3 protein-coding genes are annotated in these 6,000 nt (G+C 37.1%); 1 reads left to right on the plus strand and 2 read right to left on the minus strand.

Annotated elements, in window-relative coordinates:
• Positions 1 to 70: 70 nt before the first annotated feature.
• Both ACE1OF_RS10090 and ACE1OF_RS10095 read right to left on the minus strand, forming a co-directional pair.
• Positions 71 to 1,000 (minus strand): alpha/beta hydrolase, encoded by a 930-nt coding sequence (locus ACE1OF_RS10090; protein WP_448894231.1) that lies wholly within the window; start codon positions 998 to 1,000, stop codon positions 71 to 73.
• The gene (locus ACE1OF_RS10095) at positions 988 to 2,205 is read right to left on the minus strand and encodes an MFS transporter (RefSeq protein ID WP_448894232.1); all 1,218 of its coding nucleotides are present in this window, start codon (positions 2,203 to 2,205) and stop codon (positions 988 to 990) included. The genes ACE1OF_RS10090 and ACE1OF_RS10095 overlap by 13 nt, the downstream gene beginning before the upstream one ends.
• 162 nt (positions 2,206 to 2,367) lie before the next feature.
• Between ACE1OF_RS10095 and ACE1OF_RS10100 the strand changes: the two genes are divergently transcribed.
• Positions 2,368 to 5,880 (plus strand): PAS domain-containing hybrid sensor histidine kinase/response regulator, encoded by a 3,513-nt coding sequence (locus ACE1OF_RS10100; RefSeq protein WP_448894234.1) that lies wholly within the window; start codon positions 2,368 to 2,370, stop codon positions 5,878 to 5,880.
• The last annotated feature ends 120 nt before the right edge of the window (positions 5,881 to 6,000 follow it).

Here is a 6,000-nt window from a genome sequence, read left to right on the forward strand (position 1 = left end):
ACGAGTAACTAATTCAAAATCATTTGGACTTTGATAACCCTGATAAGAATTAAGTCTCTTTCTCTGTCAGCTACTTCCGAATAAACTCACCGATTAATTGATACGTTTGCTCACACTCTTCTTTGACTAGGCTATCAAGTAACATATAGGCGTGGATCATGCCGTCAAATATATGCTGCTCTACTTTTACGCCCAGTTGCTTTAAGGCATTTCCGTAGGCAAGGGCTTCATCCCTTAAAGGATCGCACCCTGCTGCAAAAATAAGTGTTTCTGGCATATTTGAATCCATGGTCATAAATAAAGGCGAAACACTTTTTATAGGTTCATTCTGTTGAAAATAATGTTCAAAGTACCATTTCACTTTGCTTGTTTCTAACAGAAAACCAACTCCATTCTCTTCAACTGAGGGGAAACTCATAGAGTAATCAACACTCGGGTATATTAAAATCTGCTTATCTATTTTTATATTACTGCTGTGTAAGTTATGACTAGCTAATGTTGTACAAATAGCGCCACCAGCACTGTCGCCCGCAATAATAAGTTCTTTATTAAATTTAATATCGGTTAGTAGTGCTTGATAATGTTCTAGCGCGTACTGACAATCATTAATACCCGCAGGGTATGGATGTTCAGGAGCTAATCGGTATTCCACAGCAATAACAATGCAATGACCAACTTTAGCTATTTTTCGACTAATAGCATCATATAATTCAACACTGCCACACATATGTCCACCGCCATGATAATGCATAACCACAGGTAAACTTTCATTGGGTGCTGGGCTATAAATTCTAACAGGAATTGTATGTGTGCCTGTATCAAAATTATCTTCTTTTACATAGGCTAACGTTGGACCTTCACCGATAAACACCGAGAGTTTATCTAAGTTTCCTCTAACCAAACTTGGGCTAAATAGCACGCCACTTTTTTTTGCTTCTTCTGCCGCAATGTTTACCTGAGTAATAAAGTCACTGAGTTTTGGGGAAATTATGCCTCGCATGATGAGTCCTTTTTATTATTTAAGATTGTTGCCTTAGACGCAGTTTCCGGTAAAAAGAAACTACCAATATAGAAGGTGCTACTTACTGCTGTAATTAATATAAAAGCCGAAGTAAAATCACCTTGGTTCATATCAACTAATTTGCCGAAACTCCACAGTACAGCAGTAGCAATTAAATAACTGATTGAATAAAACAAGCTAAATACCACTGTGACTTTTTGCCCTGTCATCTTCGGTAATTCATGGGGAATAGTGACAAGAGCGGTAACAGGGAAGAAAATAAAAAATCCTAATATCATCGCACAACTTGTTTGCAACACATCAGATTGCCCAAAAGACAACCCCATCACAGTAAGGGTAATAATTAAACCAGACCAGCGAATAACGGGCACACGAGTGCTAATTTTTTTACTATAAAATACGCCCGCTAATGTACCAACAATACCAGAACCTATCACTAATGCACTTTGGCTAATACCTGCTTTAGGATAAAAGGTAAATAAACAAATATAGAATGCTAAAATGCCAGAATAAGTTAGTGCATAAATCCAATTAAATTTATCTTTTAATCCGTCTTTATAAGAGTAATGAACCTGCAGTGGCTCTGTTTGACTGTTAGCGCGTGCACTATCGTTTGTTTTATCTTTCACCAATAACCAAGCCAAGCTGAGTGCCAAACTCATTAAAGAAAAAAGAATTAATGTGTTCTTCCAACTGCCTGTAATATCATTAAAATTATTCATTTGCCATAAAATAATACCCGTGCCCACATTAAAGGCAACAGCGTTAATGCCATTAATTGTTGGCCGTTCGTCAGGCTCAAACCAGGCCATAACAATGGGGTTGAAGTAAACAATCATAAAAGCGCCCCCCAGGCCCATTAAGAATCGACTGAGTAATAACAATTCATAATTAGGAGATAATGGCGTGAGTAAACCAATAGAGATTAATAATCCCGACACTAAAAAAGCATTCTTTATGCCAAGCTTTAACGCTAACCCTGCCGCAATAAAAGTACCCACTATTTTAGCTAAAGTCACTGCACCACTAATAAAACTAGCCGATGCTAAACTATCAACTTGCATTGCTGACATAATCTGACTCATACTTGCTGTACCACCCACCCACGCCATAGCAAACAGGGTGTAACTGGCAAAAACAAGCATTGCTACTAGGTATTTATTGTTTATTTTAGATAAATTCATTTAAAAAACTTAACGATAACTAACGACGTTTACTCAGCTTAACGAAATAAATAAATCAATGATGTACTACCTTCGTTCACTGCGTTTTATTTATACGCATGCTATGCTGATTTAATTCTGACAAAATACTTATGCAACTTCCAAAAAATAGAGGACTTATCATTGCTAGTTTGGCTGTCTCTTGATACATGGTTTATCTCTTTTCTTTCTATTGCTTATTTACTCTTATTGTTTGTTGTTGCCTATTATGGACAAAAACAAAATAAAGCTAAGTGGCTTTCTCGCCCGTGGGTATACAGCTTATCGTTAGGGGTTAGTTGTACGTCATGGGCTTTTTATGGCACAGTTGGTCAGGCAGCTACTACAGGCGCTTGGCTTGCACCTGTTTATATAGGCTCTATTTTATGCTTAGTATTAGCTTGGCCTATGTTGCTAAGAATACTGCGTATCAGCAAAGAACAGAATCTTACCTCAATTGCCGACTTTATTGCTTGTCGCTACGACCGTTCTCCCATTATTGCTACAGCGGTTACCTTGGTTGCTTTATTAGGCACTATTCCTTATATCGCTTTGCAGTTAAGGGCCATCAGTAAAAGCTTTGATTTACTCACTGGTTCTTATCAATCAGGGATCAGCACTACATTTATTGTCACACTTGTACTCATTATTTTTAGCATATTATTTGGTGCCCGCCAGGTAGTGGTTAATAAACAAAACCAAGGACTGGTTTTAGCTATCGCCTTTAGTTCTGTGGTTAAATTATTTGCATTAACAGCTGTTGGTGTTTTTGCTACTTTTTTTATTTTTGATGGCGTAAATGATTTATTTGCTCAAACAGAGACTATCAAACAAGTTTCATCAATCAACACAACTTACTTTGCTTTGTCGCAAGCGCTGCTTGGCATGATCACTATTTTTATCTTGCCACAACAATTTCATATGCTAATGATAGAAAACCATCATGAAAATGAATTAAAAAGTGCGCGTTATTTATACCCTTTATATTTAATTGCCATTAATATTTTTGTACTGCCAATTGCACTGGCTGGGCAAAGTTTATTTCCTGGAGGTGATGTTGATGCCGACACCTATGTGATTACCATCCCTTTATTTTTTCAACAAGCTTGGTTAGGTGGTTTAGCTTATATTGGTGGTTTAGCTGCAGCAACCAGTATGGTTATTGTGGCAACTATCGTGCTCAGCACTATGGTAACTACTGAAATAGTGAATCCGTTATTGCTGCATTACAATAGCTTTGTTAGCCAACAAAAAACTCAGCTTTCGGGAGTTTTATTAAATATTCGTCGTGTTGCAATTGCGCTATTATTATTGCTAGCTTTAGCTTTTGAACGCATTATTGATCAACAAAATCACTTAGCAACCATTGGTTTATTATCGTTTGTTTTATTGTCGCAACTAGCGCCATTAGTAATTGGTGCTTTATATTGGCGAAAAGCGACCACAAAAGCGGCTTTAATTAGCTTAACGGTTGGGAGTATTATTTGGTTATATACCTTGCTACTGCCAAGTTTAATACCCAGTTTATTGCCAAATACCACTTGGGTTAGTTTAGGACCATGGGGCATAGATTGGCTTAAACCTTATGAACTGTTTGGGTTTTCTTCACTTGATCACATCAGCCACGGTTTATTCTTTAGCTTACTGGCCAATACCCTTTGCTTTATCATTATTTCATTATTAAGTCACCGTAGTGTGTCAGAAAAACTACAAACAGAGTTGTTCATTTACCAGCAACAGTCTGACTTTGAACAACATTTATCATCTAAAGATTTATATCACTTATTACAACGCTTTATTGATGATGCCGCTGCTAACACTTTTTTACAAAAGTATGGCAAACCATTATCTAATGCCTCTGCAAGTCTTGAGCTGGTTGAATATACACGTTTACAACTTTCCAGTATTTTAGGCTCTGCCTCCACCCTTATGGTAATGAAAGCTGTTACTACAAAACAAAGTATGCCACTTCAAGATGTGGTAAATATTGTTGATGAAGCCAATAAACTGTTTAAATTTAATCGTGAGTTATTACAAGCTGGCGTAGAAAATATTGAACAAGGAATTAGTGTTATTGATGCTGACATGCGCTTAGTTGCATGGAATAAGCGCTATATTGAATTACTCGATTATCCCGAAAACTTCGTTTGCGTTGGCAAACCCATTGCTGATCTTATTCAATTTAATGCCACAAGAGGAGTGATAAAAACCAATATAAATCGCAGCTCAACGCATAGTTCACACAGCTCGAGCTTACACAATAATGTACTTAATAACTTAGCTACCGATGATGATTTTATTAAGCGCCGTATTGATCATATGCGCCAAGGAAATAGCCATCATTTTCAGCGAGAAATGCCCAGTGGTATTGTGTTAGAAATTCGTGGGCAAGCCATGCCTGGTGGTGGTTTTGTTAGTACTTTTTCTGATATTACTGCCCATATTGAAGCAAAAAATGCATTACAACAAGCTAACGAAAATTTAGAACAACGTGTAATAGAGCGCACATTAGAGTTAAGTAAAGCGAAAGCTGAAGCTGAAGCTGCCAACACCAGTAAAACTAAATTTTTAGCGGCCGCAAGCCATGATTTAATGCAGCCATTTAATGCGATGTCATTATTTACCAATATGCTGAATAAAAAAGTAGAACACACTGATTTAAAAGAACTGGCAACAAATATTCAAAATTCTCTCAGCGCCGCTGAAACATTACTTTCAGATTTAGTTGAAATTTCACGGCTTGATAACAGCTCACAAAAAATTGACAAGCATTGCTTTTCAATTGATGACTTATTAGCACCGCTAAGTAAAGAGTTTGCGGTATTAGCACAACACGCTAATTTAAATTTTGACTATGTAAAATCAAGTTGTGTAATTGAAACAGACCAAAGGCTATTACGCCGCGTAGTACAAAACTTTTTATCTAACGCCATCAATTATTGCCCACAAACACATCGACAGGGTAAGGTATTGCTGGGGGTTAGACATCAGCAAAATAACTGTGTCATTGAAGTGTGGGACAATGGTCCTGGCATACCAAAAGATAAACAAACCACTATATTTAAAGAGTTTGAACGTTTAAATTCTAATCAAGCAGCCTCAGGGCTGGGCTTAGGGTTAGCCATCTCAGAACGTATTGCCACATTATTAGGCTTAGTTATTTCGGTAAAGTCCACTATTAATAAAGGTACTTGCTTTAGCATTATCGTACCTCGTAATTATACAAAACAAGCCAGAAAAAGTGCACGAAAACTAACAGCAACAACAGTAACCAACAATGAATTTGCTGATTTAAACATAGTATTAATTGATAACGAGTCACTGATGCTAACGGCAATGCAAGCCCAATTACAGGAGTGGGGTTGCCAAGTGATAGCAGTAAAAGATAGTGAAAGTTTGTCTTTGGCATTAGATAACAACAGCATGACACCTGCGCTTATTATTTCTGATTATCACCTAGACAATGAACAAAACGGCGTTGATTTAGTGAAAGAAAGTATAAGCAAATATGCTTGGCAAGCACCTGTAATTATTTGCTCAGCTGACCCTTCAGAGCAAGTGCGAGAACGTACCAGCAATGCTAAATTTTCTTTTATGCGTAAACCTATTAAAGCCTTAGCACTTAAAAAATTAATGCGTCAATTGTTATCGCAATAATACCAAGTTGATTAAGTTCTTTCCCACTCAGCGAGAATTAAAAGGCTTAGAGGCAAGGCATTGATTGAAGAGAATGGTCATTCCCTTGTCAAAATCAATAACGCTGCATATAAGCCTTTT

The sequence above is a fragment of the Colwellia sp. E150_009 genome (genome assembly GCF_053543955.1).